Origin of the sequence: Sphingobium fuliginis (assembly GCF_004152845.1) — a bacterium.
Taxonomy (GTDB): Bacteria; Pseudomonadota; Alphaproteobacteria; order Sphingomonadales; family Sphingomonadaceae; genus Sphingobium; species Sphingobium fuliginis.
In genome coordinates, this window is the sequence record NZ_SEON01000002.1 from 336,247 (window position 1) to 358,878 (window position 22,632).

The window sequence follows — 22,632 nt, forward strand, 5'->3', positions numbered from 1 at the left end:
TCCCTGCGTTTCAGGCGGCGAGGGGCAGTCGTTCGGCCGGACGCCGCGCCGCCGGGGCGGCAGGGCGGGCTTCGGCCCTGGCCAGTCCGGCGACATAGCGCTCGGCAACGACGACATCGCGGCGATAGGCAAAATATAGCGACAACAGGGAGAACATGGCGACCTCTTGATAAAAGGATTGCTGCGTTGCAGCATCGACGCCCATCTGGGGTCAGCGGGAAAAATCCGCAAATGCAATGGCTTCGAACGCGATTGCAGAAAGCTCATCCTCATGACCGCGCGCATCATGGCTGGATTTTGAGCGGCGCGATCCCGCTTGCAGGCCGATGCTCCCGCTTTCGGCAAACCGTCCCAGTCAATCCAGCGAAGGCGGAAAAGCCGCGCCCTGCCTTCGCAGGCGCCCGTCGCGCATAGCGCCCGCAACGGACCGTCCACCGCCCCCCTTCATCGCCACCGACCATTGACCCATTGCGCGCGGCGCGGCATGGGCCCATCAAACGGGACATGATGCAGCGAGCCGCTTCGTGAACGGGCCAGTGCCGGCAAGCCGCACGCTCGGCCTGCCCGCCTGCATTGCGCTGGTGATGGGCAACATGATCGGGTCCGGCGTGTTCCTGCTGCCCGCCTCGCTCGCGCCGTTCGGCTGGGATGCGGTGGCGGGCTGGATATTCACCATCGCCGGCTCCCTCCTCCTTGCCTATGTCATCGCCCGGCTGACGGTGCGGATGCCCGACGCCGGCGGCACGGCGCAGTTCATCACCCGCGCCTATGGCCCGTCCGCCGGCTTCGCGATCGGGTGGATATACTGGATTTCGGTGATCTTCACCAATGTCACCATCGCCGTCGCCGCCACCGCCAATCTCAGCAGCATCCTGCCCGCGCTGCACCGACCCGGAATGGGGGCGCTCCTTTCCATCGGTTTCCTCTGGGCGACGACCGGCATCAACCTGGTCGGCGCACGCGCCGCGGGCGCGACCCAGCTCGCCACCACCGCGATCAAGCTGATCCCGATAGCGGTCGTCTTCGTCCTGCTCGCCCTGACCTTGGGCCATGGCCGGGCGCAGGTCGCGCCATTCCCCGCGCAAGGCTTCACCAGCGCCGGCATCACCGCCTCGGCCGCGCTGACGCTCTGGGCGCTGCTCGGCTTCGAATCGGCCAGCGTCGCCGCCGACAAGGTGCGCGATCCCGCCCGGACAATCCCGCGCGCCACGCTGATCGGCACGGCAGTCACCGGCCTCATCTACCTGCTGGTCTGCTCCGGCATCGCCCTCACCCTGCCGGCGGAGGAAAGCCGGTCCGGCTCCCCCTTCGCCGCCTTCGTCGCGCATTACTGGTCGCCCGGCCCGGCGGGGCTCATCGCGGTCTTCGCCACGATCAGTTGCCTGGGGGCGCTCAATGGCTGGACATTGTTGCAGGGTGAAGTGCCGCTTGCCATGGCGCGGGGCGGCGAATTGCCGCGCTGGCTGGCCGGGACCAACGGTCGCGGCACGCCGGTCCGCGCGCTGCTGCTGTCCTGCCTGCTCGGAACGCTGATGCTGATCGCCAACAGCCTGCAGGGGCTGGTGGCGCTGTTCACGGCGATGGCGCTGCTGTCGACCTCGGCCACGCTCTGGCTCTATGTCGGCTGCGCGCTGGCGGCGCTCAGGTTCCAGCTGGCGGTGCCCGCCGCTCTGCTGGGGCTCTGCTATGCGCTCTGGACATTATGGGGCGCGGGGCTGGTGCCCAGCGGAGCAAGCTTCCTGCTGATGGCGGGGGGATTTCCCTTTTACGCCTGGGCGCGGCGGGACCGAAAGTCCCTGCCCTGTCGCCATTCAGGCTGAGCCCGGCGAAGCCCTTCCCTTCTCCTCGAAGAAAGAAAAGCCCCTCCACCAGCTCGGGGCGAACGAAGGCAGGGAAGACCATCCGAAGGGTGGAGGGAAAATCAGTCCCCCCACAATTCCTTGAGCTTGCTGAAGAAGCCGGTCGATTGCGGGCATTCCTCGCCGGTTTCCGTCTCGCGAAAGGCTTCCAGCAGTTCGCGCTGCTTGGCGCTCAGCTTGGTCGGCGTCTCGACGTCGACCTGGATCACCAGATCGCCCTGCCCACGCCCGTTCAGCACAGGCATGCCCGCGCCGCGCTGGCGAATCTGCTTGCCCGACTGGATGCCGCTCGGAATCTTGATCTCATGCCGCCGGCCATCCAGCCCCGGCACCTCGATGACCCCACCCAGGGCGGCGGTCGTGAAGCTGACCGGCGCGCGCGCGAACAGGGTCGTGCCGTCCCGTTCGAAGATCGCATGCCGCTTCACATGCAGGAAGATGTAGAGATCGCCGGCCGGCGCGCCCCGCGCCCCCGCCTCGCCCTCACCCGACAGGCGGATGCGCGTGCCTTCGTCGACGCCGGCGGGGATGTTGACGGAAAGCGTCTTGGGCTTGTCCACCCGCCCCTCGCCCCGGCAGCTACGGCAGGGGCTTTCGATCACCTGACCCGCGCCATGGCAGGACGGGCAGGTCCGCTCGACCACGAAAAAGCCCTGCTGCGCCCGCACCTGGCCATGGCCATGGCAGGTGCCGCAGCTCTTGACCCCGGTGCCCGGCTGCGCGCCCGAGCCGTCGCAACTTTCGCAAGGGGCCGAAACCTCGATCTCGATCTCGGTCTTCTTGCCGTGATAGGCGTCGTCCAGCGTGATTTCCATGTCGTAGCGCAGGTCCGCCCCGCGCCGCTGCGCCTGCCGCCCGCCGCCGAAGCCGCCCGCCGCCTGACCGAAGATCGTCTCGAAAATATCGCCCAGATCGGAAAAGCCGCCCGCGCCGCCGCGCCCGCCGCCGAAACCGCCGCCATTCTGGAACGCCGCATGGCCGAACCGGTCATAGGCCGCGCGCTTCTGCGGGTCCTTCAAACATTCATAGGCTTCCGAAACGGCCTTGAACTTGGCCTCGCTGTCGGTGCAGCCCCCGGTCTTGTCCGGGTGATATTTCATCGCCAGCTTGCGATAGGCGCTTTTGATCGTGGCGGCGTCCGCCGTGCGCTCGACTTCGAGCAGTTCGTAATAGTCGATTTCGGTGCTCATCTCGCCCCCGGCGTCCCTGCCCCGTCAAGGCCATAACAGTCCTGACGGGGCAAGCACATCAGCTTACGCCTTGTTATCGTCCACTTCGGAGAATTCGGCATCGACGACATCGTCATCCGCCTTCGGCGCGTCCGCGCCCGGAGCAGCCGCAGCCGCCTGCTCCTTCTCGTAAATGGCCTGCCCCAGCTTCATCGCGACCGTGGCGAGTTCCTGCGCCTTCGCCTTCATGGCTTCCGCATCGCCGCCCTCGACCGCAGACTTGGTGGCCGCGATCGCGGTCTCGATCTCCGACTTCAGGCCAGCATCGACCTTGTCGCCATGCTCGGAAAGCTGCTGCTCGGTGGTGTGGATCAGGCTTTCGGCATTGTTCTTCGCCTCGGCCGCCTCGCGCTTCTTCTTGTCTTCCTCGGCAAAGCGCTCGGCATCCTTGACCATCTGGTCGATGTCGGCGTCCGACAGGCCGCCCGAAGCCTGAATGCGGATCTGCTGTTCCTTGCCCGTGCCCTTGTCCTTGGCATGGACATTGACCAGACCGTTGGCGTCGATGTCGAACGTCACCTCGATCTGCGGCACGCCGCGCGGCGCAGGCGGGATGCCGACCAGATCGAACTGGCCGAGCAGCTTGTTGTCCGCCGCCATCTCACGCTCGCCCTGGAACACGCGGATCGTCACCGCCTGCTGATTGTCGTCGGCGGTCGAATAGACCTGGCTCTTCTTGGCCGGGATGGTGGTGTTGCGGTCGATCATGCGGGTGAACACGCCGCCCAGCGTCTCGATGCCGAGGCTCAGCGGGGTCACGTCCAGCAGCAGCACGTCCTTGACATCGCCCTGCAGCACGCCCGCCTGGATGGCGGCGCCCATGGCGACGACTTCGTCCGGGTTGACGCCGGTGTGCGGTTCCTTGCCGAAAAATTCCTTCACGGCCTCGCGCACCTTGGGCATGCGGGTCATGCCGCCCACCAGCACGACTTCGCTGATCTCGCTCGCGCTCACGCCCGCATCGGCCAGGGCCTTCTTGCAGGGATCCATGGTCCGCTTGATGAGGTCAGCGACCAGCCGCTCCAGATCGGCGCGGGTGATGGTCTTGACGAGGTGCTTGGGACCGTTCTGGTCCGCGGTGATGAAGGGCAGGTTCACTTCGGTCGACTGCGCCGAGGACAGCTCGATCTTGGCCTTTTCGGCCGCTTCCTTCAGACGCTGCAGCGCCAGCTTGTCCTTGGTGAGGTCGATGCCCTCATCCTTCTGGAAGCCCGAAGCCAGGAACTCCACCAGCTTGGCGTCGAAATCCTCGCCGCCCAGGAAGGTATCGCCATTGGTCGACTTCACCTCGAACACGCCGTCGCCGATCTCCAGGATCGAGATGTCGAACGTGCCGCCGCCAAGATCATAGACCGCGATGGTCTTGCCGTCCTGCTTCTCCAGCCCGTAGGCGAGCGCGGCCGCGGTCGGCTCGTTGATGATGCGCAGCACTTCCAGACCGGCGATCTGGCCGGCGTCCTTGGTCGCCTGACGCTGGGCGTCGTTGAAATAGGCGGGCACGGTGATGACCGCCTGCGTCACCGTCTCGCCCAGATAGCTCTCGGCGGTTTCCTTCATCTTCTGCAGGATGAAGGCGGAAATCTGCGAAGGCGAATAATCCTTGCCGCCGGCATTGACCCAGGCGTCGCCATTGGGACCCTTGGCGATGCTGTAGGGCACCAGCTCCATGTCCTTCTTGGTCATCGGATCGTCGAAGCGGCGGCCGATCAGGCGCTTCACGGCGAAGATGGTGTTGTCCGGATTGGTCACGGCCTGACGCTTGGCAGGCTGGCCGATCAGGCGCTCGCCGTCCTTGGTGAAGGCGACGATGGAGGGCGTCGTCCGCGCGCCTTCCGCATTTTCGATCACCTTGGGCTTGCCGCCGTCCATCACAGCGACACAGCTGTTGGTGGTGCCCAGGTCGATACCGATTACTTTTGCCATTGTGTCCTCTTTGAACCCCAAATCATATTCAGCGGTTGACGGCCCCATACCTCACGAAAGCGCCAAGGCAAGGGCGTTTGCGCAAGGGATATAGGCGTGCTTTCGCTTGGCACAAGAAGCTGTGACGATTACCTCCAGGAAACGATCGGAAACGGGACATTGAGGAAGCCTTTGCCCATGCGCGCATTTTACCCCCTAATCGCCCTTGCCGGCCCGCTTGCGCTCACGGCGTGCGGCGATCCCGCGCCCACCTATGTCGATCAGGCCTGGGTGCGGCTCAGCCCCAACAAGGACATGCCGTCCTCCGGCTATTTCATCGCCCATGGCGGCGACGCGGACACGGCGCTGCGCGGCGTGCTCACCGACTATGCGCTGAAGGTGGAGATGCACGAGAGCATGAGCGAGGGCGGCAGGATGACGATGAAGCCGCTCGACAGCGTCCCCATCCCCGCCAGGTCCACGGTCGCCTTCGCGCCGGGCGGCAAGCATCTGATGCTCTGGGGCGTCAACGACACGGCGATCGGCCGCGGCAGGATGACGCTCACCTTCCTGCTCGCCAATGGCGACCGCCTGCTGGTCGACGCCATCATCCAGAAGCCCGGCGCGGCCGCTCCCGTTCCCCCGCAAAAGGAGCATGAGGCGCATTGACCGGACGTCCGCTGACCGAGGCTGAAACCGCCCTGGCCCGGTCGGTGTTCGCCGCCGCCATCGATTATCGGCGGGTGCGGGTGCATAATCGCAAATGGTGGCCGTTCCAGCCGCGGCAAGTCACCATGGCGCCCGACGGCGACCTCTGGTTTCATCCGGAAAGCGCCCTGTTCTGCCCTGATTTCTGCGACAGCCCCCTGCACGTCCAGGGACATTTCATCCATGAAATGACCCATGTCTGGCAGGCGCAGCGGGGCGGCAGATGGTATCTGCCGCTGATGCGCCATCCCTTCTGCCGCTACGGCTATGAGATCGTGCCGGGAAAGCCGTTCCGCCGCTATGGCCTGGAGCAGCAGGCGGAGATCGTGCGGCATGCGTTCCTGTTGCGCCGCGGGGTTTCCGTGCACGGCAAGCCGCCGCTTCCGGTCTATGAGGAGCTGCTGCCCTTCGCCGGCCGGCAAGGGGTCGACGACGGACCGTGATTCGCGCCATGTTCCGGCGAAGGCGCTCCAGCGAGACGGGCGGCCCGGTGCGATGGACCGCCCGGCGACCCTCGCGCTTTCCAGAAGAAAAGCCCGGCGATCCTCGACCGCCGGGCAAAGGGGCATGGCTGGGAGCCGCCCTGAGGAAAGCCGCTCAGCCCTTCTTCTCGGGCGGCAGCGTGATCTTCACATTCTCGCCATTCTGGCCCGGAAAGCCGGTGAACATCGCATCGATCAGGTTCGGCACCAGATAGGTCAGCTTGTTGGAAAGCGACTGGGCCTGCGCCTTGCCCTCGAACAGGCGGCGATTGTCGGCGGCGCGGTCGATCTTCATGCTGAGGTCGCCGGTATAGACGGTGTAGCTGGTCACGTCATTATAACCGCCGGGCCCGAACAGCCACGGGTCATAGAAGCCATAGCCCCAGGGGCGGCCCCAGCGGCCCCGCCAGCCCCAACCGCCGTAGAAGAACGGGTCGGGATTGCCGAATCCGGTCGATCGCACCTTTTCGCGCCCATTGTCGACGCCATAGGCCACGCGCACGATCAGGTCGGCCCGCGCTGGATCGCCGGCGGCGACATAGCCGGTTTGCGTCAGACGCTGGCTGACGAGGTCCGCATAATGCGAAAATTCAAGGCCGCCCGCCAGGCGCGGATCGTCCGCGACAACGGTGAAGCTCTGGCCGGCGGGTGCCGGAAGCTGCTGAAAGCGCGCCACATCCGCCTTGAAGGAACTCGCGCAGCCTGACAGCGCCACAAGCGCCAAAGCGGGCGCCGCGAGGAAGCCGATCTTTTTGAAACGGGTCATTTTTCTTGCGTCCTGTACCAGGCACTTCGCCTGCCAAACATCTTGCGTCCTGCCATGGCAAAACGCAACTGAACATCGTTTGAACGCACGTAACGGGCGAACGGGCGCAAACCATGTCCTGCCATCCGTATGACGCCGCGGCATGGATTATTCCGTCACGAACCGGAAAGGGCCGCCGCTTTGGCGACCCCTGCGGCATCAGCGCATCAGTCCCATCGCGTCATAGGCCGCCCGCAAAGTGGGCGCGGCCGCCGCCGACGCCTTGGCCGCCCCCTTTTCCAGGATGGCGTCCAACGCGGCGTCGTCGGTGCGCAATTCCATGAACCGCGCACGGATGGGGCGGAGCGTTTCCACCAGCAGTTCGCCCAGGGCCGGCTTGAACGCGCCGAAGCCCTTGCCGGCGAATTCGGCACAGACCGCGTCCACGCTCATGCCCGACAGCGTCGCATAGATGCCGAGAAGATTGTTCGCCTCCGGACGCCCGGCCAGCCTCCCGGCATTGTCCGGCAGCGGTTCGGGATCGGTCTTGGCCTTCTTCACCTTCTGCATGATCGCATCGTCATCGTCGGTCAGGTTGATGCGGCTCATGTCGGACGGGTCGGACTTGGACATCTTCGCCGTGCCGTCGCGCAGCGACATGATGCGCGCCGATTCCCTGGGGATGATCGGATCGGGCAGGGTGAACAGCTCCACGCCGAAATCGGTGTTGAACTTCGTGGCGATGTCGCGGGCCAGCTCCAGATGCTGCTTCTGGTCCTCCCCCACCGGCACATGGGTGGCGTTGTAGACCAGGATGTCGGCGGCCTGGAGCACCGGATAGACGAACAGGCCGATGGAGGCGCCCTCGCGGTCCTTGCCCACCTTGTCCTTGAACTGGGTCATGCGGTTGAGCCAGCCGATCCGCGCCGTGCCGTTCAGCAGCCAGCACAGTTCCGCATGGGCGGGCACCCGCGCCTGGTTGAAGAGGACGGAGCGGTCCGGGTCGATCCCGGCGGCGACCAGCGCGGCGGCCATGTCGCGGACATTGCGGATACGCTGTTCGCGCCCTTCATGCACGGTGATCGAATGCATGTCGGCCAGGAAGAAGAAGCACTGGCTCCCGCTGTCCATCTCGTCCTGCATCCGCACCCAGTTGCGGATCGCGCCCAGATAATTGCCCAGGTGCAGATTGCCGGTCGGCTGGATGCCGGAAAGGACGCGCATTCTTCTATCCGTTCTCTGTCTTGGTTGCACTTTTGCGCCGCATCAGCGCCTTCAGGTCCGAGAGCCGATAGGCGCCCGTAAGGAAGCAGGCCACCCCGTACAGCGCGATTCCCGCGCCGACAAGCACCGCCAGCGCCACATAGCGCTGGACCATCACCCCGCCGAGCCATGGATCGAGCAGCCCTTCGCCGGCATAGAGCGCCCCGCCCATCACGACCGCCGCCACGGCGAGGCGGGGCAGGCGCCGCCGCAACTGCCCGTCGGCGGCGAAATGGCCGCGCTTCACCAGCGTCGAATAGAGCATCGCCACATTGACGGTGGAGGACAGCGCCGTCGCCAGCGGCGGCCCGACATGGCCCATCAGCGGGATCAGGACGATGTTCCCGACGATGTTGATGAGGATCGACAGCATCGCATAGCGGACCGGCGTCCTGGTGTCCCCGCGCGCATAATAGCCGGGCGTCAGCACCTTCACGAGGACATAGGATGGCAGGCCGATGGAAAAGGCGGACAGCGCCCAGCCGCAGCGCTCCGCATCCAGCGCGGTGAAGCGGCCATATTGGAACAGGCCCCGCACGATCGGTTCCGCCACGGTGATGAAGGCGACGGTCGCGGGCAGGGTCAGGAACAGCGCCAGTTCGATGCCGCGGTTCTGCGTGTCCATGGCCACCTGCTCCTGGCCCGTCGACAGCAGGCGGGAAATGGTCGGCAGCAATATGGTGCCAAGGCCGATCCCGATCAGCCCCAGCGGCAACTGGTTCAGCCGGTCGGCATAATAGATATAGGTGATGGAGCCTGAGGCGAGCAGCCAGCCGGACAGGGCGGTGGAGATCAGCAGGTTGATCTGCGAAGCCCCGGCCCCCGCCGCCGCCGGCACGATCAGGCGGAGCAGTTCCTTCACATCCGCGTCCAGTCGCGGGCGCTTGAGCTTCATCGACACGCCCGCCCGGCGGCAGGCCCAGATCAGCCACAGCAATTGCAGCGCCCCGCCCACGGTGACGGAAATCGCCTGCACCTGCGCGGTTTCATATTCGTCGGCGCCGTGGAACAGCCACAGCCCCGCGATCATGGCGATGTTGAGCAGGATCGGCGCGGCGGCATTCACCCAGAATTTGTCGAGCGAATTCAATATGCCGCCCAGCAGGGAGGCAAGGCTGATCAGCGCCAGATAGGGCAAGGTGATCCGCGAGAGCGTCACCGCGAAGGCGAATTGCTCCGGCGTCGGGTTCTGGCGGGAGAAGCCGCCGGAGAGCGCCCATGTGATCGGCCAGGCCGCCGCGATCAGCAGCGCGGTGAAGACGACCAGCACCGGCAGCAACACGGCCAGCGCCCGCTCAGCGAAGCGATAGCCGTCCGCGACCCCACCCGGCCCCGCCGCCTTGCGGTTGAACATGGGGATGAAGGCGGCGGAAAAGGCGCCCTCGGCAAAGAGGGCGCGGAACATGTTGGGCAGGCGGAAGGCGACGCCGTTGAAGGCGTCCGACGCGAATCCCGCGCCGACATAGCGCGCCGCCAGCGAATCACGGACAAGGGCCAGCACCCGGCTGGCGAGCGTCAGCCCGCCCACGGAACCAAGGGCCCTGGCGAGTTTCATGGCAAACCCCCTCCTCCCGTTCGCCCTTGGCTTGTCGAAGGGCTGCACTTCTTCTTCATCGGAAGAAAGTGGCGGGCTTCGACACGCTCAGCCCGAACGGGGGGATGGATCATTCCCGGACTCAGGCGTGGCCGGCCGGCTCGCCTGCGGTCTGCGCCATGGCCTGCGCCTGCTGGACATAGAGGCCGCCGAAATCGATGGGATCGAGCAGCAGCGGCGGGAAGCCGCCGTCGCGGATCGCGTCGGCCAGCACGCGGCGGGCGAAGGGGAAGAGAAGGCGCGGCGCTTCGGCCAGCATGAAGGGCTGCATCTGGTCCTCGGGCACGTTCCGCATGCCGAAGATCGCGGCATAGACCAGTTCCACGGCAAAGGCGGTGCCCTGCGGCGCGGTGGCCTTGACCTCGATCTTCAGGGATACTTCGACGACTTCCTCGCCCACCTTGTCGGCGCCGATGTTGAACTGCACGTCGATCTGCGGCTGGTCCTGCCACTGATAGACGGCGGGCGCATTGGGATTTTCGAAGGACATGTCCTTCACATATTGGCTGATCAGCGCGATCTGGGGGCCATTGTCGGCGCCATTGCCGGTGGTCTGAATGGTATCGGCTTCCTCGGCCATCTCATTTCCCTGGTTTTTAAGGTTTGCCTGGCGGGCGGAATGTCCGCGCATGTCGATCCGCGCGCTTAGCAGGGGCGGCAGGAGGGGGCAATGCGGCACATGAAAAGCGGCCATTTGAATATGCGGGGAAACATGCCTATGTTGGTTGCGTTACAGTTTCAGATTCAGTCCAAAGGGTGCCTGACCCCGTGTATGTGATCGTCATCCTCGCCATGATTGCCGGCTTTCTGGCGTTGCGGCTTTATTCGGTGCTCGGCAAGCGGACCGGGCATGAGCAGGAGCCTGCGCTTCGCCCGGCGGAGGAACGCGCCAAGGTGACGATCGTGCAGCCGCGCCCGGTTCCGGAAATGGCGGGCGATTCGGTGCGGCTGTCGGACGGGCTGATCGCTCCCGGCGGCGAAGCGGGCGTCCGCGCGCTGATCGCGGCCGACCGCAGCTTCGACGTGCCCCAGTTCGTGGAGGGCGCCAAGGCCGCCTACAAGATGGTGCTGGAGGCGTTCTGGCGCGGCGACCGGCAGGAACTGGAATGGCTTTGCGATGCCGATGTTCTCGCCTCCTTCGAGGAAGCGATCGCGGCGCGGGAGGCGGAGGGCCATGTCCTCGACAACCGCCTGGTCCGCATGGAAAAGGTGCAGATCGTCGATGCGGGCGTCACTGGCCGCATGGCGGAGATTTCCCTGCGTTTCGAGGCGGACATCGCCGCCGTCACCCGCGACCGCGACGGCAATGTCGTCGCCGGTTCGCTGACCGACGCTGTCGGCACCAACGACATCTGGACCTTCACGCGCGACCTGCGCAGCACCGATCCCAACTGGAAGCTCAGCGAGACCGACGAGGCGGCATGAGCCTTCGTCAGTCGTGGGGCGCGCTGGCCGCGGCTTTGCTGCTGTCCGCTTGCGCCGGCGGCGTGATTCCGCCCGGCGCGGGTGGGCCTGCCCCCTCAAGGCCGCCTTGCGGCGCTGAGACCGCAACCCGCCCCGTTCCCGCCACTCCCCGTCCGCCCGTGGCGGTCACGCCTCCCGCGACCGCGCCGGCCGATACAGCCAATGCCGTCAGCGCCGGAATCGCCCCCGGCCCGGCCATCACCGACCTCATTCCGTCGGGCGAGCGTTCGCGCAAGGCGTTGCAGGCGTTCCGCCTCTCCTGCCCTTCGCTGATGCGGCGGGGCGACCAGAGCGGACTGACGCGCGGCACGGACTGGAACAGCGCCTGCGCCGCCGCGTCGAGCTGGCCGGAGGCGTCGGCCGGCGAATTTTTCGCCCGCTATTTCGAAGCGGTGCAGGTGGGCGACGGAAAGGCCTTCGTCACCGGCTATTATGAGCCGGAAATCGCGGGGTCGCGCACGCGGCAGCCGGGTTACGAGGTGCCGATCTACCGCCGCCCGCCCACGCTCATCGACGTCAATCTGGGCCAGTTCAGCGACAGCCTGAAGGGCAGGACCATTCGCGGCAAGGTGGACGGCAGCAATCTGGTGCCGTTCGACGAACGGTCGCAGATCGTTTCGGGGTCGCTCGCCGGCAAGGGGCTGGAACTGGCATGGGCCGCCGATCCGGTGGAATTCTTCTTCCTCCAGGTGCAGGGCAGCGGCCGCCTGCTGCTGCCCGACGGCGGCGTGATGCGGATCGGCTATGACGGGCAGAATGGCCGCGACTATACCGGCATCGGCAAGCTGATGAAGGATCGCGGCCTCATCCAGGCCGGGTCGATGCAGGACATCATGCAATATCTGCGCGCCCATCCGGCCGAGGGCGCGGCGATCATGAACGAGAACAAGAGCTTCGTCTTCTTCCGGGAACTGACCGGCGCCGGCCCGCTGGGCGCGATGGGCGTCGCCGTGACGCCCGAAGCGACGGTGGCGGCCGATCCCCGCTATGTGCCGCTGGGCGCGCCGGTGCTGCTCTCGCTGGACCGGGCGGAACCCAATGGCATCTGGATCGCGCAGGATACCGGCGGCGCGATCAAGGGCGCAAACCGCTTCGACAGCTTCTGGGGCGCCGGCAGCAATGCGCGCAGCATCGCGGGCGGCATGTCGGCGCGGGGCAGCGCGCTGATCCTGCTGCCGCTCGGGTCGGCGGCGCGCCTGGGTCAGCAGCCCTGACATCATGCTGCGATGCCCCGACGCGGTCTCACCTCCGATGAACAGGCGCTCTGGACGGCGCTGACCCGCTCCGTAAGGCCGCTGAGGCCGGGCGCGCGCATCTCTTCCCTTCCGACGCCGCCAACCCCCGCAAAGGACGGGACAGGGTTAACGGCTCCGTCCGTTCAGGCAGTCGCGACGGCCCCGGCGCGCACTCCCGCAGCCACTCTGGATTCTGGCTGGGAGCGCCGAATCCGTAGCGGAAATCTGACCCCGGACATGACCATAGACCTGCACGGCCACAGCCTGTCGGCGGCCCATTCGCGGCTTAACCAGGCGCTGGCCTCGGCCTGGGCCAGGGACGTGCGAATATTGCTGGTGGTCACCGGGAAACCGCCGAAAAGCCCCTCCGCCAGCGGCGGTTCGCGGCGGGGCGCCATCCGTGGCGAGATCGGTCACTGGCTGGAAACCAGCAGCTATGCAGACCGCATCGCCAGCGTGCGGATCGCGCATCGGCGCCATGGCGGCGACGGCGCGCTCTACGTCATCCTGCGGCGCAAAAAATAAGCCTTTCGGACTGATTCACTGACCTTTTCTTAACCACTGTCCTTCATATCCCACTGATCCAGTCCAACGCCGGACTGGCGGGGGTAGGGAGACTCATGCAGGGCGTGACATTGACGAGCCGCGCCACTGCCTTCGCCTGCGCCGCGGGGGCGCTGGTGTTCATCCTGTCGCTGGTCCTTGGGCAGGGGCAGGCGACCGACATGGACGGCATCGGCCGCTCCCTCATCATCGCGATCCTGTGCGGCACGCTCAGCTGGGCCTCCGCCCGCCGTACCGTGGCCACCACCGCCAGCGCCATCGACGGTGCGACCGAACGCCTGCTGGCGGCGGCCCATGGCGACCTGCAATCCGCCGTGCCGCGGGACATAGGCCGGGAATTGCCCGACCTGTCCGTGGCGATGGAAAGCCTGTTCAGTCAGGTCCGCACGAACCTGGACCATGTGCAGGCGCTCGCGCTGTTCGATCAGGTGACCGGCCTTCCCAACCGCGCCAGCTTCTGCCGGCAGGTCGAACGGCTGCTGGCGGAACGCAGCGAAGAAGGGCTTGCGGCCCTGTTCTTCATCGACCTGGACGGGTTCAAGGGCGTGAACGACACGCTGGGCCATGCGGCGGGCGACCAGTTGCTGGCGCGCGTTGCCGGCCGCCTGCGCGAAGTCGCCATGGCGCAGGCCAGCGCGGGCGCGGGCGATTGCCTGATCGGCCGCCTGGCGGGCGATGAATTCACCCTGTTCGTCCCCAGCATGCCCGATCTCGACACGGCCGGCCGCATTGCCCGCGCCATCCAGTTCGCGCTGCGCGAACGCTTCGACCTCGGCAGCCAGCATATCGACCTGGGCGCGTCCATCGGCGTCGCCTGCTATCCCGAACATGGCGACACGCTGCCCGCGCTGCTGCGATCGGCGGACATCGCCATGTATCATGCCAAGCATCAGGGCCGTAACCGGGCCGAGATGTTCACCACCGAACTGGCGCTGGAAGCCGCCGACCGCGCGGAGCTGGAGCGCGACCTGCTGCTGGGCCTGCAACGGGACGAGTTCCTCCTCGAATTCCAGCCGCAGATCGAAATTTCCAGCGGCCGGGCGATCGGCGCCGAAGCGCTGATCCGCTGGGTGCATCCGGAACGCGATCTGGTGATGCCCGGCTCCTTCGTGCCGATTGCGGAGGAAAGCGGCGCCATCGTGGCGCTGGGCGACTGGGTCATGAGCCGCGTGTGCGAAACGGCGGCGCGCTGGGCGCAGGCCGGGGTAAGGCAGCGGATCGCGATCAACATCTCCTCCCGCGAACTGGGGCAGGCCGACTTCTTCATGCGCCTGCGCCATGCGATAGACGCGCATCGGGCGCCGGCGATCATGCTGGAACTGGAGATCACGGAATCGCTCGCGATGGAGATGAAGTCGCGGACGCTGGACCAGATCCGCGCCCTGCGGCGCGACGGCGTGCGCATCGCCATCGACGATTTCGGGACCGGCTATTCCAACCTCTCGCGGCTGCGCGAACTGCCGGTCGACCGGGTGAAGATCGACCGGTCGCTCGTCCGCGACATCGCCGTTTCGGCTGAAGCGCGCACGATCTGCAGCGCCGTCGTCGGGCTGATCCAGGGACTGGGCATGGAAGTGGTAGTCGAGGGGGTGGAGACAGAGGCGCAGATGGAAATGCTGCGCGTGATCGGCTGCACGCTGTTCCAGGGCTATCATCTGGCCCGGCCCATGGGGGAGGAGGATTATCTCGCCCGCTTCGCCGCGCCCGCGCCGCTGGTCCGGCATCGCTCCGTCTGAAGCGGATGGCCATGCGCATCCCGCTCCTCATGGGGCGGGATTTCATTCCCTTCCGTCATGACCGGGTTCCTGCCCTTCGACAGGACCGGGACAGGCCGTTCCGCGCAACGCTCCAAGCTTTTGTTGCCGCATCCTTTTAGGCGCAAAACCGGTTCCCACTTTTGCGCACGATGCCCTAGCTCGCCAGCGCCTTCGCCGTAACCAGCCGGTAGATTTCGGTGAGGTCGCGCAGGTCGGCCAGCGCCACCGCCTCGTCCAGCTTGTGCATGGTCGCATTGTTGAGGCCGAATTCCACCACCGGGCACAGGCGCGAGAGGAAGCGCGCGTCGGACGTGCCGCCGGTGGTCGACAGGTCCGCCTCCACCCCCGTCACGTCCCGGATCGCGCCCGCGACCATGTCCGACAGCATGCCCGGCTCGGTCAGAAAGGGTTCGCCGCTGATCTTCGCTTCCACCCTGCCCCCTTCGGCCGCGGCGATGGCGGTGATGCGGTCGACCAGTTCCGCGCCGCCATGTTCATTGTTGAAACGGATCGAGATGCGCGCCTGCGCCGCGGCGGGGATGACGTTGGTCGTCGGATTGCCGACATCCAGATTGGTGATCTCGATATTGCTCGCCTGGAACCAGTCATTGCCCTCGTCCAGCACCAGCGCATCGATGGCGGACAGGATGCGGATCAGGCGCGGGATCGGATTGTCGGCCAGATGCGGATAGGCGACATGGCCCTGCACGCCGTCGACATGGATCCACATGTTGACCGATCCGCGCCGGCCGATCTTGATGACATCGCCCAACCGCTGCGAGGAGGTCGGCTCGCCCACCAGGCAAAGGTCGGGACGCAGCCCATGGGCGGCCATCCGCTCCATCAGGGCCAGCGTGCCATGCACAGCCGCGCCTTCCTCATCGCCGGTGATGATCAGGCTGATCGTGCCGGGCAGGTCTTCGGGCAGGTGGTGCAGGGCGGCGACATAGGCGGCGATGGCGCCCTTCATGTCGACGGCGCCGCGCCCGTAGAGCAACTCGCCGCGCACCTCCGGCCGGAAGGGATCGCTCGCCCAGCCATTGCCCGGCGGGACCACATCCAGATGCCCGGCAAAGGCGAAATGCCTGCCCGGCCCCGTCGTCCGCCATGCCAGCAGATTTTCCACCGGGCCGTCCGGCGCCTCCCCCGCCAGGAAGCGGTCGACGGTAAAGCCCAGCGGTTTCAGCATCGCCTCCAGCACGGCGAAGACATCTCCCGTGGCCGGTGTGACGGAGGGACAGGCGATCAGCTTCTCGGCTATGTCGATCGGGTTTGCATCGGCGCTGGTCTTGTTCATGGGGTTGCGTTAGAGCATTTTGAAGCTGGCCGAAACAGTCAGCGGCTCGCAAAATGCGTGCAGCCGACGTGCATTTTGAAGCTGGCTGAAACAGTCAGCGGCTCGCAAAATGCGGTGGCGCACAGCGCGCATTTTGAAGCTGGCGGGACCGCCGGCGCCGACGCCGGCAGGAGGATATGTCATGCCCAGGATCGACCTTGCCGCCATCGAACAGACCAATCGGACGGGCTATCCGCCCGAATATGCGGATGCGGTGGCGGGGCGATGGGTGCGCAGGCTGGGACCGGCGACCGGCCTTTCCGATTTCGGCATCAGCCATGTGGTACTGAAGCCCGGCGCCGCATCCTCCCAACGGCACTGGCATGAGGATGAGGACGAATTCCTCGTCATGCTGAGCGGCGAAGCGATGCTGATCGAGGAAGGAAGCCGAACGGCCCTGCACGGCGGCGACATGGCCTCCTTCCCGAAGGGCGATCCCAATGGCCATCATCTGGTGAATGAAAGCGGCGAGGATTGCGCCTTCCTGGTCGTCGGGCGCGTTCCGCTGGGCGATGCGCATTATCCCGACATCGACATGCAGTGGGTCGAGGGCAGCTACCGCCGCAAGAATGGAAGCAGTTTTTGAGGCTGGACCGGCGGGCATTGATGGCCGCGCTGGGCGCTGCGATGGCGGCTCCCGGGCTTTCGGCCGCGCCCCTTGCGGGCGTGGTGAAGCCGCCCCGGCTGCGCCCCGGCGACAGCGTGGGCCTGATCGAGCCGGCGGGCTTTACCGACGACAGCTTCGACCTCGATCTGGTCAAGGAAACTATCGTCGCCATGGGGCTGGTGCCCAGGCCCGCCCGGCATCTGGTCGAACGCTACGGCTATCTGGCCGGGACGGATGCCGACCGCGCAGCCGACGTCAACGCCATGTTCGCCGATCAGCAGGTGCGCGCCGTCTTCGCCACCCGGGGCGGATGGGGCTGCGCGCGCATCCTGCCCTATCTGGACTTCGCGAAGATCAGGGCCAATCCCAAGCTGCTGATCGGCTTTTCCGACATCACCGCGCTGCATCTCGCCTTCGCGGCGCGGGCTGGCTTCGTCACCATCCACGGGCCCAATGCGGCCAGCAGTTGGCCGCGCTTTTCCTGGGATGCCTTCCGCGCCGTCGCCTTCGATGGAGCAACGCCGCTGATGACCAATCCGGACGGGCATGAGGACCGGCTGGTGCAGCGCAGCGGGCGCATCCTGACCTTCCGGGGCGGAAAGGCCAGCGGGCGGCTGCTGGGCGGAAACCTGACCGTGCTTTCGACGCTGATGGGAACCCCGTGGCTGCCGGATTTCGACGGCGCGATCCTGTTCATCGAGGATGTGAGCGAGCAGCCCTATCGGATCGACCGGATGCTGACCCAATTGGCGCTGGCCGGCCTTCTGGGCAGGGTGGCGGGCGTGGTGTTCGGGCAATGCACCGATTGCGGTCCCAGCGGCGCCTCCTATGGCGGGTTCACCCTGGCGGAGGTGTTGCGGCAGCATCTGGCGCCCCTTGGCGTCCCCGCTTTCCAGGGCGCGCTGTTCGGGCATGTCGCCAGCCAGTTCAGCCTGCCGGTGGGCTGCCGGGCGGAAATCGACGCCGACGCGGGAACGATCCGCCTGCTGGAACCGGCGGTCCGCTAGGGAGCATCGTGCAGAAAGGCCTGGCCCGACCCCGGCTAAGGGCGGGAACCGGTTGCCCCTGAAAGGATGCAACGACAGGAACCCGGAGCGCGCGACCGGCGCCCGCTTCAACGCAGCGCCCCCTGAAGAACGGCCGACATGCAGTCGGGGTCAGTCCCTGTCGTCGGCGGGCCTGACATAGGCGCCGCGGCCATCGGGCGGGACGAGCGACCGGTCCTCGACTTTCAGGACAAGCGTTCGGAAGCCGGGTTCGGGCACGTCCTTCGTCCTTTCGGCAGTGAGGATGACGGCCCCGTCCCTCTCGGCCCACCGCCCCTCCGCGAACAGGTCCAGCGCGCCATAGACCAGATACCATTGGAAGCGGCCGTCCGGATGGAGCATCAGTTCGGACCCCGTCTCCATCACGCCGCGCAGATAATAATGCCCCGCCCGCTCGGAGGCTTGCGCCCAGACCGGTCCGGCAAGGAAGGCCGCAAGGGGGAGGAGTGCCGTGAGGACGCGCATCCCACGATGCTATCGCAAGCGGCCTCGGCAGAACAGGCCTACCAGGCGCGGGGGCTGTGCCCGACGCGATGGGAGACCTGCTGCTCGATCTCGTTGAGCTGGGCCTGGCTGAGCACGCCGGAATGAAGCAGCTTGCGCATCAGTTCATCGACCAGCGCCGCGAGGAAGTGAAGCTCCGCCCGTTCGGACAGGGTGTCGTTGCTGTCGACCTGCATGGCTTGCTCTCCGCAAAAAGCTGAATCTTAAAGGGGAAAGCGGCAAGGCATAGAGCCGACCGCGCAGGGCATCCCTCATTGGAGGCGGCCCGGCGAATATGGTTAACGATGCAGCGGCATCGGGCCAGCCGCGCTGCCGCAAGAGCAGGAGCCCGGCTCAGGCGGCGCGATTTTCCAACAGGGACAGGACTCGTCCCGAACAAGCCATGCCCCATCATTCGCCTTCCGCCCTCCATCATCCGCTCTCAGGGCCAGCGTCAGGGCCAAGGTCAGCGTCAGGGAAGACGGCGCGCCGTCAGGATCGTTACCGGCTGCTCCAGCATCTGCCCCTTCATCACGCCCTCGCCGGCCGTGGGGGATTTGGGGGCGGCGAGGATCGTCTTCACGACATCCATTCCCTCGATCACATGGGCGAAGACGGCGAAGCCCTGATTGTCGCCCGCCGCTTCGGGATGCGCGTCCATGCCGGGCATCTTGCCCAGCACGATGAAGAAATCCCCGGTCGCGCTGCCGGGCGCATAGCGGGCCATGGAGAGCGCGCCATCATCATGGGTAAGGCCGGTCTGGCTGGTCGGCTCATGCTTGACCGGCGGCAGGATGCGCTTGGGATCGTTCTGCGCCCCGCCCTGCACGAAGCCATAGTCGGCCGAACCGACGCCCCGGTAGAAGCTGGCGCCGTCCAGCCGCTTCTGATCGACATAGCGCAGGAAATTCGCCGCCGTCGCCGGCGCCTGCGCCACATGCACCGCGATCAGGATGCGGCCCGCGCCGGTGTCGAGCGCAACCCGCACATCGGCAGGCGGCGGCGCAGCAGCAGGGCTCTGGGCAAGGGCGGGAGCAAGGGAGAAGAGGGCGGCCAGGAACAGGGCGAGTTGTCGGATCATGGCGCGAAGCCTAGAGCCAATCGACATTCAGCCCTGACGGCCTGCAAATGACGCTTTTCCGTGCTTCCGGTGCTCACATACCTTGAGTACGCTGCGCTCCGGGTCACGGAAAAACACCATTTTCGGCTCGTCATCATCTGAATGTCGATTGGCTCTAATCCAAAGCCGCCCGCCTGTCAGCCTTCCAACTGGCGCTGCAGGGCGCGGATGTCCGCGTCTATGTCCGGATTGCTCTGCCGCAATTCCTCGATCGTGCGCACCGCGTGGATCACGGTGCTATGGTCGCGCCCGCCGAAGATACGGCCGATTTCGGGCAGGGAACGCGGCGTCATCTTCTTGGCCAGATACATCGCCACCTGGCGCGGACGGGCGACCGCCCTCGCCCGGCGCTTGGAACGCATTTCCGCCGCGTCGATCTTGTAATGCGCGGCACAGGCCTTCTGGATCTCGTCGACGGTGATGCGGCGGGCATTGGCCCGCACCGCGTCCGCCAGCATCGCCTGCGCGAACTCCAGGTCGATCGATCGGCCGGTGAGCTGGCCATAGGCGATGAGCTTGTTGAAGGCGCCTTCCAACTCGCGCACATTGGAACGGATCGACCGCGCCAGGAAATCGACCACCGCGTCCGGAACCGGCGGGTCGCCCGCAATGGCGCGCTTAGCCTCCAGGATCGCGAGGCGCAGGTCGAGCCCGGCGGGACGGATGTCGGCCACCAGCCCGCCGGCGAGGCGCGAGAGGATGCGCGCATCGATCGCGTCCAGCATCTGCGGCGCACGGTCGGCGGTCACGACGATGCGGGCGCCCGAATCGATCAGGTCGTTGATCGTGTGAAGAAACTCTTCCTGCGTCGAACCCTTGCCGGCGATGAACTGGATGTCGTCGATCAGCAGCAGCCGCGCCGCGCGCAGCCGCGCCTTGAACATCATCGTTTCGTTCGCCCGCATCGCGTTCACGAATTCCATCATGAACCGCTCGGCCGACATGTAGAGCACGGGGGCCGAGGGCGAATGCGCGGAGAAGCCCTGCGCGATGGCATGGAGCAGATGGGTCTTGCCCTGCCCGGTGCCGCCATGGATGAAAAGCGGGCTGAACCGCGGCTGGCTCCTGCCCGCCATGGCCTGCGCGGCGGAGAAGGCGAGATGATTGGTCTCGCCGGTCACGAACTGGTCGAAGCTGTGGCGCGGCTGGAAATTGGATGCGGGGGCCTGATCGTCCGCCACCCCGCCGTCGTTCACGGCAAGGGCCTCGGCCGGCGGCAGTTCCAGAACCCGGGGGCCCACCGCATTGGGGGCGCGGCGCAGGCGCACCTCGCGCACGCCGGCGCCGGCGCAGCGCCATGCCATGCGCAGCCGATCCCCGAACTGGCCCGACACGAAATTGGCCGTGAAGTCGGAAGCGAACAACAGGTCCAGCGTCTGCGATTCGGGGCAATAATCGCCCAGTTGCGCGGCCTTCAGCCACTGGTCGAACATGCGCGCGCCGATGTCGCGGCGCAGCCCGGCGCGAATGGTCGCCCAGGCAGTCTCCAGGCGCGCATTCTGCTGCGTGTCGAGACCGCTCAAACTTCCAATCACTGCCGTAATATCCTTCATAAACAGTCGACCCCCATCAACTGCACCCCATAGGCAGGGGCGATGCGACGCAGAGACCCGTTCCGGAAAAGCCCCGCCTTCCCGAATCTCGTGCATCAACCAACCATCTGATGACCGCCGGAAATTCGATTCGAGTGGCGGCCGGAGGATCAAAATAGACAGGCCTGCTTCGCCGGATCAAGGGCGCTGCCAGTCAAAAATGTGAAATAAAGCCGTTGACTCGGCAAACCCCGCAGAAAAGGCCGGTTTGAAAAATTATCCAGCAATTTCAATATATTATTACCTTCTCCGAACCGTCGCCCCTCTCGAATCGAAGGAGAATCGCCGGAAATCGGGGCTTCCTCCAAAATGACCTTTTGGTGAATGAAACATGAAAAAGCCCGCCCCGCATCGACTGCGGGGCGGGCCTGTTCTGACCGACGAGCTGGAAAGTGGCTGGGTCTTAGCCGAGCGCGCTGACGCGCTTCGTCAGGCGGCCGAACTTGCGGGCCGCGGTGTTCTTGTGCAGCACGCCGCGGGCGACGCCGCGGGCGAGTTCCGGCTGGACCGACTGAAGCGCCGTGGTCGCGGCAGCCTTGTCGCCGGCGGCGAGGGCGGTTTCGACCTTCTTCACCAGGGTGCGAATCCGGCTGATGCGGGCGCCGTTGATCTCGGCGCGGCGGGCGTTGCGGCGGATGCGCTTCTTGGCTTGCGGCGTATTGGCCATTTACTGTCCTCGGTTCTCGTCAAATCTCGTGAAGGAGCCCGTCGGAATCCCCAACCGGCTCTCGTGAAGGTGCGCCCCTTACAGGGGAACAGGGGTTGCGTCAACCGCTGAGCGCCCCGCTATTTCTGGCATTTCGGGCAGAAAAAGGTCGATCTGCCCCCATCCACGCGGCGCCTGACGGGCGTGCCGCAATGGCAGGCTTCCCCCTCCCGGCCATAGACCCGCCATTGCTTGGAGAAATAACCCAGTTCGCCGTCGGGCCGGGCATAGTCGCGCAGCGTCGATCCGCCCGCGGCGATGGCGGCGGTCAGCACCTCCCGAATCGCGTCGACCAGCAGGGCGAGGCGGGCGCGGCCGATCCGGCCCGCTTCGCGCGTCGGGGCGATGCCGGCCATGTGGAGCGCCTCGCAGACATAGATATTGCCCAGCCCGGCTACGATGCGCTGGTCGAGCAGCGCGGCCTTGATCGACGTCGCCTTGCCCTTCAGCGCGGCGGCCAGCGCATCGGCCGTGAAATCCGGCCCCAGCGGCTCGGGTCCCATGCGGGTGAAGGGGTTATGGGCCTCCCACGCCTCGCTGCGGACCAGGTCGAGCGAGCCGAAGCGGCGCGGGTCGTTGAGCGACAGAAGCCGCCCTCCCCCGGTCCCGATCAACAGATGGTCATGCGGCCCGATCTCCGCCGGATCGATTCGCCAGCGGCCCGACATGCCGAGGTGGAAGATCAGCGTGTCGCCGCGGTCGGTGTCGATCAGGCCGTATTTGGCGCGGCGCGACAGGCCGGTGACGGTGGCGCCGGTCAGCCGCTGGCGCAGGTCGACGGGTATCGGAAAGCGCAGGTCGGCGCGGCGCGGCTCGACCCGCGTCAGGAGCGAGCCCTGCAGGACCGATCGCAGGCCCGCGACGGTGGTTTCGACTTCGGGAAGTTCGGGCATGGCCCTCTATGGAGCGCCCCGGACCGCCCGGCAACAGGCCACTTGCC

The 22,632-nt window shown here is 66.3% G+C and carries 23 protein-coding genes; 9 read left to right on the plus strand and 14 right to left on the minus strand.

Translation table 11 applies throughout. From position 1 onward, the window contains the following. Positions 1–10: 10 nt before the first annotated feature. Positions 11–157 carry a hypothetical protein gene (locus tag EWH10_RS21680; RefSeq protein WP_165363328.1) on the minus strand — a complete coding sequence of 49 codons (147 nt, stop codon included), beginning with the start codon at positions 155–157 and terminating at the stop codon, positions 11–13. 367 nt (positions 158–524) lie between these two features. Between EWH10_RS21680 and EWH10_RS06500 the strand changes: the two genes are divergently transcribed. Further along, positions 525–1,820 carry an amino acid permease gene (locus EWH10_RS06500; protein WP_044661629.1) on the plus strand — a complete coding sequence of 432 codons (1,296 nt, stop codon included), beginning with the start codon at positions 525–527 and terminating at the stop codon, positions 1,818–1,820. A gap of 101 nt (positions 1,821–1,921) precedes the next feature. On the opposite strand, the gene dnaJ is transcribed toward EWH10_RS06500, so the two are convergent. Both dnaJ and dnaK read right to left on the minus strand, forming a co-directional pair. Further along, a complete protein-coding gene (dnaJ, locus tag EWH10_RS06505) occupies positions 1,922–3,049 on the minus strand; it encodes a molecular chaperone DnaJ (RefSeq protein WP_044661628.1) in 1,128 nt (375 codons plus the stop codon). A 63-nt stretch (positions 3,050–3,112) separates the two neighbouring features. After that, positions 3,113–5,011, minus strand: coding sequence for a molecular chaperone DnaK (dnaK, locus tag EWH10_RS06510; protein ID WP_044661627.1), 1,899 nt, complete (start codon positions 5,009–5,011; stop codon positions 3,113–3,115). A gap of 177 nt (positions 5,012–5,188) precedes the next feature. Here dnaK and EWH10_RS06515 point away from each other — a divergent pair, with 177 nt between their 5' ends. Together EWH10_RS06515 and EWH10_RS06520 are read left to right on the plus strand one after the other, a co-directional pair. Continuing rightward, positions 5,189–5,659, plus strand: coding sequence for a copper chaperone PCu(A)C (locus EWH10_RS06515; RefSeq protein ID WP_044661626.1), 471 nt, complete (start codon positions 5,189–5,191; stop codon positions 5,657–5,659). Beyond that, complete coding sequence (locus tag EWH10_RS06520; RefSeq protein ID WP_044661625.1) at positions 5,656–6,141, plus strand: hypothetical protein; 486 nt, start codon at positions 5,656–5,658, stop codon at positions 6,139–6,141. Before EWH10_RS06515 ends, EWH10_RS06520 begins: the two co-directional genes overlap by 4 nt. A gap of 154 nt (positions 6,142–6,295) precedes the next feature. Here the strand turns inward: EWH10_RS06520 and EWH10_RS06525 are convergent, their stop codons facing one another. The 4 genes from EWH10_RS06525 to secB all read right to left on the minus strand — a co-directional run bounded on the left by EWH10_RS06525 (position 6,296) and on the right by secB (position 10,362). Next, positions 6,296–6,946, minus strand: coding sequence for a DUF4136 domain-containing protein (locus EWH10_RS06525; RefSeq protein WP_025551911.1), 651 nt, complete (start codon positions 6,944–6,946; stop codon positions 6,296–6,298). 198 nt (positions 6,947–7,144) lie between these two features. Continuing rightward, on the minus strand, positions 7,145–8,149 hold the full coding sequence (trpS, locus tag EWH10_RS06530) for a tryptophan--tRNA ligase (protein WP_044661624.1): 1,005 nt from the start codon (positions 8,147–8,149) through the stop codon (positions 7,145–7,147). A gap of 4 nt (positions 8,150–8,153) precedes the next feature. After that, positions 8,154–9,743 (minus strand): murein biosynthesis integral membrane protein MurJ, encoded by a 1,590-nt coding sequence (murJ, locus tag EWH10_RS06535; protein WP_044661623.1) that lies wholly within the window; start codon positions 9,741–9,743, stop codon positions 8,154–8,156. A 121-nt stretch (positions 9,744–9,864) separates the two neighbouring features. Next, a complete protein-coding gene (gene secB / locus EWH10_RS06540; protein ID WP_025551907.1) occupies positions 9,865–10,362 on the minus strand; it encodes a protein-export chaperone SecB in 498 nt (165 codons plus the stop codon). Positions 10,363–10,550: 188 nt separating this feature from the next. Between secB and EWH10_RS06545 the strand changes: the two genes are divergently transcribed. From EWH10_RS06545 to EWH10_RS06560, 4 genes are all read left to right on the plus strand, one after another. Continuing rightward, positions 10,551–11,207: a Tim44/TimA family putative adaptor protein gene (locus EWH10_RS06545; RefSeq protein ID WP_044661622.1), complete on the plus strand. Its 657-nt coding sequence runs from the start codon at positions 10,551–10,553 to the stop codon at positions 11,205–11,207. Further along, on the plus strand, positions 11,204–12,460 hold the full coding sequence (mltA, locus tag EWH10_RS06550) for a murein transglycosylase A (protein WP_065846214.1): 1,257 nt from the start codon (positions 11,204–11,206) through the stop codon (positions 12,458–12,460). Before EWH10_RS06545 ends, mltA begins: the two co-directional genes overlap by 4 nt. 12 nt (positions 12,461–12,472) lie before the next feature. After that, the gene (locus EWH10_RS06555) at positions 12,473–13,006 is read left to right on the plus strand and encodes a Smr/MutS family protein (protein WP_065846213.1); all 534 of its coding nucleotides are present in this window, start codon (positions 12,473–12,475) and stop codon (positions 13,004–13,006) included. A gap of 95 nt (positions 13,007–13,101) precedes the next feature. After that, on the plus strand, positions 13,102–14,781 hold the full coding sequence (locus tag EWH10_RS06560; protein WP_044661619.1) for a putative bifunctional diguanylate cyclase/phosphodiesterase: 1,680 nt from the start codon (positions 13,102–13,104) through the stop codon (positions 14,779–14,781). A 175-nt stretch (positions 14,782–14,956) separates the two neighbouring features. On the opposite strand, the gene dapE is transcribed toward EWH10_RS06560, so the two are convergent. Next, complete coding sequence (gene dapE / locus EWH10_RS06565; protein ID WP_025552008.1) at positions 14,957–16,099, minus strand: succinyl-diaminopimelate desuccinylase; 1,143 nt, start codon at positions 16,097–16,099, stop codon at positions 14,957–14,959. A 181-nt stretch (positions 16,100–16,280) separates the two neighbouring features. Here dapE and EWH10_RS06570 point away from each other — a divergent pair, with 181 nt between their 5' ends. Beyond that, positions 16,281–16,724 (plus strand): cupin domain-containing protein, encoded by a 444-nt coding sequence (locus tag EWH10_RS06570; RefSeq protein ID WP_025552009.1) that lies wholly within the window; start codon positions 16,281–16,283, stop codon positions 16,722–16,724. A gap of 20 nt (positions 16,725–16,744) precedes the next feature. Beyond that, positions 16,745–17,752 (plus strand): S66 peptidase family protein, encoded by a 1,008-nt coding sequence (locus EWH10_RS06575; protein ID WP_044661618.1) that lies wholly within the window; start codon positions 16,745–16,747, stop codon positions 17,750–17,752. 150 nt (positions 17,753–17,902) lie between these two features. Here the strand turns inward: EWH10_RS06575 and EWH10_RS06580 are convergent, their stop codons facing one another. The 6 genes from EWH10_RS06580 to mutM form a co-directional block, all read right to left on the minus strand. Then, on the minus strand, positions 17,903–18,256 hold the full coding sequence (locus tag EWH10_RS06580; protein ID WP_044661617.1) for a hypothetical protein: 354 nt from the start codon (positions 18,254–18,256) through the stop codon (positions 17,903–17,905). 38 nt (positions 18,257–18,294) lie between these two features. Beyond that, complete coding sequence (locus EWH10_RS21685; protein ID WP_165363329.1) at positions 18,295–18,471, minus strand: hypothetical protein; 177 nt, start codon at positions 18,469–18,471, stop codon at positions 18,295–18,297. A 275-nt stretch (positions 18,472–18,746) separates the two neighbouring features. Then, positions 18,747–19,355, minus strand: a complete 609-nt coding sequence (locus tag EWH10_RS06585; RefSeq protein WP_044661616.1) for a peptidylprolyl isomerase — start codon at positions 19,353–19,355, stop codon at positions 18,747–18,749. 176 nt (positions 19,356–19,531) lie between these two features. Further along, on the minus strand, positions 19,532–20,947 hold the full coding sequence (dnaA, locus tag EWH10_RS06590; protein ID WP_025551638.1) for a chromosomal replication initiator protein DnaA: 1,416 nt from the start codon (positions 20,945–20,947) through the stop codon (positions 19,532–19,534). A 442-nt stretch (positions 20,948–21,389) separates the two neighbouring features. Then, complete coding sequence (gene rpsT, locus EWH10_RS06595; protein ID WP_007687699.1) at positions 21,390–21,653, minus strand: 30S ribosomal protein S20; 264 nt, start codon at positions 21,651–21,653, stop codon at positions 21,390–21,392. A gap of 119 nt (positions 21,654–21,772) precedes the next feature. Next, positions 21,773–22,585, minus strand: coding sequence for a bifunctional DNA-formamidopyrimidine glycosylase/DNA-(apurinic or apyrimidinic site) lyase (mutM, locus tag EWH10_RS06600; protein ID WP_044661615.1), 813 nt, complete (start codon positions 22,583–22,585; stop codon positions 21,773–21,775). Positions 22,586–22,632 lie beyond the last annotated feature (47 nt).

What these genes read in the sequence shown, in the direction of transcription:
- EWH10_RS06555 (WP_065846213.1), top strand. Translation starts at nt 12,473, where the DNA reads ATGCCCCGACGCGGTCTCACCTCCGATGAACAGGCGCTCTGGACGGCG.
- dapE (WP_025552008.1), bottom strand. Translation starts at nt 16,099, where the DNA reads ATGAACAAGACCAGCGCCGATGCAAACCCGATCGACATAGCCGAGAAG.
- EWH10_RS06560 (WP_044661619.1), top strand. Translation starts at nt 13,102, where the DNA reads ATGCAGGGCGTGACATTGACGAGCCGCGCCACTGCCTTCGCCTGCGCC.
- EWH10_RS06585 (WP_044661616.1), bottom strand. Translation starts at nt 19,355, where the DNA reads ATGATCCGACAACTCGCCCTGTTCCTGGCCGCCCTCTTCTCCCTTGCT.
- EWH10_RS06515 (WP_044661626.1), top strand. Translation starts at nt 5,189, where the DNA reads ATGCGCGCATTTTACCCCCTAATCGCCCTTGCCGGCCCGCTTGCGCTC.
- EWH10_RS21680 (WP_165363328.1), bottom strand. Translation starts at nt 157, where the DNA reads ATGTTCTCCCTGTTGTCGCTATATTTTGCCTATCGCCGCGATGTCGTC.
- secB (WP_025551907.1), bottom strand. Translation starts at nt 10,362, where the DNA reads ATGGCCGAGGAAGCCGATACCATTCAGACCACCGGCAATGGCGCCGAC.
- mutM (WP_044661615.1), bottom strand. Translation starts at nt 22,585, where the DNA reads ATGCCCGAACTTCCCGAAGTCGAAACCACCGTCGCGGGCCTGCGATCG.
- trpS (WP_044661624.1), bottom strand. Translation starts at nt 8,149, where the DNA reads ATGCGCGTCCTTTCCGGCATCCAGCCGACCGGCAATCTGCACCTGGGC.
- rpsT (WP_007687699.1), bottom strand. Translation starts at nt 21,653, where the DNA reads ATGGCCAATACGCCGCAAGCCAAGAAGCGCATCCGCCGCAACGCCCGC.
- EWH10_RS06570 (WP_025552009.1), top strand. Translation starts at nt 16,281, where the DNA reads ATGCCCAGGATCGACCTTGCCGCCATCGAACAGACCAATCGGACGGGC.
- dnaA (WP_025551638.1), bottom strand. Translation starts at nt 20,947, where the DNA reads ATGAAGGATATTACGGCAGTGATTGGAAGTTTGAGCGGTCTCGACACG.
- EWH10_RS06525 (WP_025551911.1), bottom strand. Translation starts at nt 6,946, where the DNA reads ATGACCCGTTTCAAAAAGATCGGCTTCCTCGCGGCGCCCGCTTTGGCG.
- EWH10_RS06580 (WP_044661617.1), bottom strand. Translation starts at nt 18,256, where the DNA reads ATGCGCGTCCTCACGGCACTCCTCCCCCTTGCGGCCTTCCTTGCCGGA.
- mltA (WP_065846214.1), top strand. Translation starts at nt 11,204, where the DNA reads ATGAGCCTTCGTCAGTCGTGGGGCGCGCTGGCCGCGGCTTTGCTGCTG.
- dnaJ (WP_044661628.1), bottom strand. Translation starts at nt 3,049, where the DNA reads ATGAGCACCGAAATCGACTATTACGAACTGCTCGAAGTCGAGCGCACG.
- EWH10_RS06575 (WP_044661618.1), top strand. Translation starts at nt 16,745, where the DNA reads ATGGCCGCGCTGGGCGCTGCGATGGCGGCTCCCGGGCTTTCGGCCGCG.
- murJ (WP_044661623.1), bottom strand. Translation starts at nt 9,743, where the DNA reads ATGAAACTCGCCAGGGCCCTTGGTTCCGTGGGCGGGCTGACGCTCGCC.
- EWH10_RS21685 (WP_165363329.1), bottom strand. Translation starts at nt 18,471, where the DNA reads ATGCAGGTCGACAGCAACGACACCCTGTCCGAACGGGCGGAGCTTCAC.
- dnaK (WP_044661627.1), bottom strand. Translation starts at nt 5,011, where the DNA reads ATGGCAAAAGTAATCGGTATCGACCTGGGCACCACCAACAGCTGTGTC.